This window comes from Microbacterium sp. KNMS (assembly GCF_053851835.1).
The window spans coordinates 1-266 of record NZ_JBSQBP010000122.1; the positions used below are offsets into that span (position 1 = coordinate 1).

1 protein-coding gene is annotated in these 266 nt (G+C 48.5%); it reads left to right on the forward strand.

Annotated features, from left to right (window positions below; translation table 11 throughout):
• Positions 1–62 precede the first annotated feature (62 nt).
• Positions 63–266: nucleoside-diphosphate kinase (locus ACWXWW_RS18085; RefSeq protein ID WP_455971402.1), on the forward strand; the 204-nt coding region annotated here is incomplete at its 3' end.

Sequence of the window (266 nt, forward strand, 5' to 3'; positions counted from 1 at the left end):
TTATAATCCGCGCCACACCATACTCAGGTATGCAAAACAACAGAACATTGACAGAGGTTATCATGGCTATTGAACGTACTTTTTCCATCATCAAACCAAACGCGGTGGCAAAAAACGTTATTGGCAGCATCTTCGCTCGCTTTGAATCTGCAGGGTTCAAAATTGTTGGCACCAAAATGCTGCACCTGACCGTTGAGCAGGCGCGCGGCTTCTACGCTGAGCACGAAGGTCGCCCATTCTTTGACGGCCTGGTTGAGTTCATGACC